Here is a 2,483-nt window from a genome sequence, read left to right as displayed (position 1 = left end):
CCGCAGGCCCGGCGCGGCCCGGTCCGGCAGCGGTGCGGCCCGCGGCGGCCGAGGCGGCCCGCATCCCGTTCGCGCCCCGGTTCACGGCCGTGCAGCACGGCGGGTTCGTGCGCGCGGGCAACACGGCCGTCCGCTGCAGGACAGCCTGCCCGGGCGGGAGCGGGTCCGCCGGGGCGGCCAACGCCGGCAAGGCGAACCATGCCGGCAATGCCGGTAATCAGGACGCCGACATGTGGTACGCCGACGTCGACGACGACCCGAACACGTACAACTCGTCGCGCGCCGAACTGGCCCTCCCGGCCGGCGCCACCGTCACCCGGGCCCGCCTGTACTGGGGCGGGAACCTGCTCGCGAGCGAGCAGAAGCCGGCGGCGGACGCCGGGCGGGTGCTGGTGGCCGAGCCGGGGGGCTCGTACCGGGAGCTGCGCGCCGACACGGTCGTGGGGCACCGGGCGACGGCGGCGGCGGACGTCTACCAGGCGTCGGCGGACGTGAGCGACCTGGTCCGCCAGGCGGGCCCCGGCCTGTACACGGTGGCCCAGGCGGACGTGGCGCGGGGCAGGTCGGCCGTCGGGGCGTTCGGCGGCTGGACGCTGGTCGTCGCCTACCGCAAGGCGGACGAGCCGCTGCGCCGCCTGTCCCTGTGGGACGGCTTCGAGGCGCTGGACTCCAGGCACCCGTCGGTGGCGGTCGACGTGCGCGGACTCGCCGTGCCGAAGCGCGCGGCGGGCCGGCTGGGCGTCGTCGCCTACGACGGGGACCGCGGGGTGACGGGCGACTCCGTCACCGTCCGCGCGGCCGGCGGACGGCAGGTGGCGCTGTCCGACCGGGCCAACCCATCGGGTGACGCGATGAATTCGAGCATCACCGATCTCGGTGTCGACCGGATCAAGAGACAACCCGCTTATGCGAACAATCGTGGCTACGACTCAGATGTGTTCGATCTGAAGTCCGCTTTGACCGGGGGCGGAGACGCACTTCGCGTTCGATTCACCGCCGGGCGTGACTCCCTGTGGCTCGGTGCGTTCTTCGTACAGACGGCAGCCAGGGGCTGAGCGGGACCGGTGCCCTTACCGGGGGTCCCGCCGGGGCTTGCCCGTCCACGAGTGGAAAGAGTGGAACGAAGTGCGTGCGACGTCCGGTATTTCCAGGGCCGACACCGGCTTCACCGCACTCCATCTCGTGCAGCCCCCCGACGGGGGCGTGCCGCGCGTCGTGAGCGACCTGGTCGCCGCCCAGACGGCGGCCGGCTTCCACGTCGTGGTGGCCTGTCCGCCCGGCAGCAGCCTCGCGCCCGCCGCGGCGCGCGCCGGCGCGGACGTACTGCCCTGGCATGCCACCCGCGAGCCGGGGCGCTCCCTACCCGGCGAGGTACGCGCCGCCGGGCGCCTCCTCGCCACCGTGCGCCCCGATGTCCTGCACGCGCACAGCGCCAAGGCCGGTCTCGCCGGCAGGCTCGCCGCACGCGGCCGCGTGCCCACGGTCTTCCAGCCGCACGCCTGGTCGTTCGAGGCCGTCGGCGGCGCCATGGCGCGGGCCGCGCGCGGCTGGGAGAGGTGGGCGGCCCGGTGGAGCGACCGCGTCGTCTGCGTCAGTGAGGCGGAGCGCGCGACCGGCCTGCGCGCCGGGGTGCGCGCCCCGTTCGCCGTCGTCCCCAACGGGGTCGACACGGCGCACTTCACACCCCACCCGCCGCCGGACGCCGGGGAGCCGCCGCCGCTCGCGGGGCTCGGCAGGGACGGCCTCGACCTCGACGCCGGACCCGGCGCGGAATCGGCGCCCGTCGTCGTGTGCGTCGGCCGGCTGTGCCGGCAGAAGGGCCAGGACGTGCTGCTGCGCGCCTGGGACACCGTCACCCGCGAAGTCCCCGGGGCCCGTCTCGTCCTCGTCGGGGACGGACCCGACGCGGCGCCGCTGCGCGCGGCCGCACCGCCGTCCGTACTGTTCGCGGGAGCCGTCGAGGACACCGCGCGCTGGTACCGCGCCGCGGACCTGGTCGTGCTGTCCTCCCGCTGGGAAGGCATGGCCCTCTCCCCGCTCGAGGCGATGGCGTGCGCCCGGCCCGTCGTCCTCACCGACGTCGACGGCGCCCGCGAGAGCCTCCCCCCGGGACACGCCGGGGAATGCCTCGTGCCGTCCGGGGACCCCGCCGCGCTCGCCGCGGCCGTCGTCGCGCTGCTGCGCGATCCGTCGAGGCGCGCGGCGCTCGGCCGCGAGGCGCACGACCACGTACTGAGCACTTTCGACGTGCGGCTGACCGCCGGGGCCGTCGCGGGCATCTACCGCGAGGTCGCGGGAGCGCCGCACCCTCAGCGCAGGGAGCCGATCCCCCAGTGAGCACGGAAAGCACGAGTGTTCCCTCGCCTTCGGGCCCCGCGCGGCGTGCGGGACAGACCGCGGGCCGCGTCGGCGTCGCCCCGCCGCCGTTCGGCCGCGGGCTGGACCACGCGCCCCTCGGGCACGACGCGTCCGGGCGGCCCGCG

At 76.3% G+C, this 2,483-nt stretch carries 2 protein-coding genes; both read left to right on the top strand.

Annotated features, from left to right (window positions below; genetic code table 11):
* The coding region (locus tag L1885_RS27085) for a DUF3344 domain-containing protein (RefSeq protein ID WP_235799794.1) at positions 1-1,055 on the top strand (1,055 nt) is incomplete at its 5' end.
* Positions 1,056-1,125: 70 nt separating this feature from the next.
* Positions 1,126-2,337, top strand: a complete 1,212-nt coding sequence (locus L1885_RS27080; RefSeq protein ID WP_235799793.1) for a glycosyltransferase family 4 protein — start codon at positions 1,126-1,128, stop codon at positions 2,335-2,337.
* Positions 2,338-2,483: the final 146 nt, after the last annotated feature.

It is taken from the genome of Streptomyces fuscigenes (assembly GCF_021556455.1).
Taxonomy (GTDB): Bacteria; Actinomycetota; Actinomycetes; order Streptomycetales; family Streptomycetaceae; genus Streptomyces; species Streptomyces fuscigenes.
The sequence above is the reverse complement of the archived record's forward strand: the minus strand, read 5'-3'. Positions and strand labels throughout refer to the sequence as shown.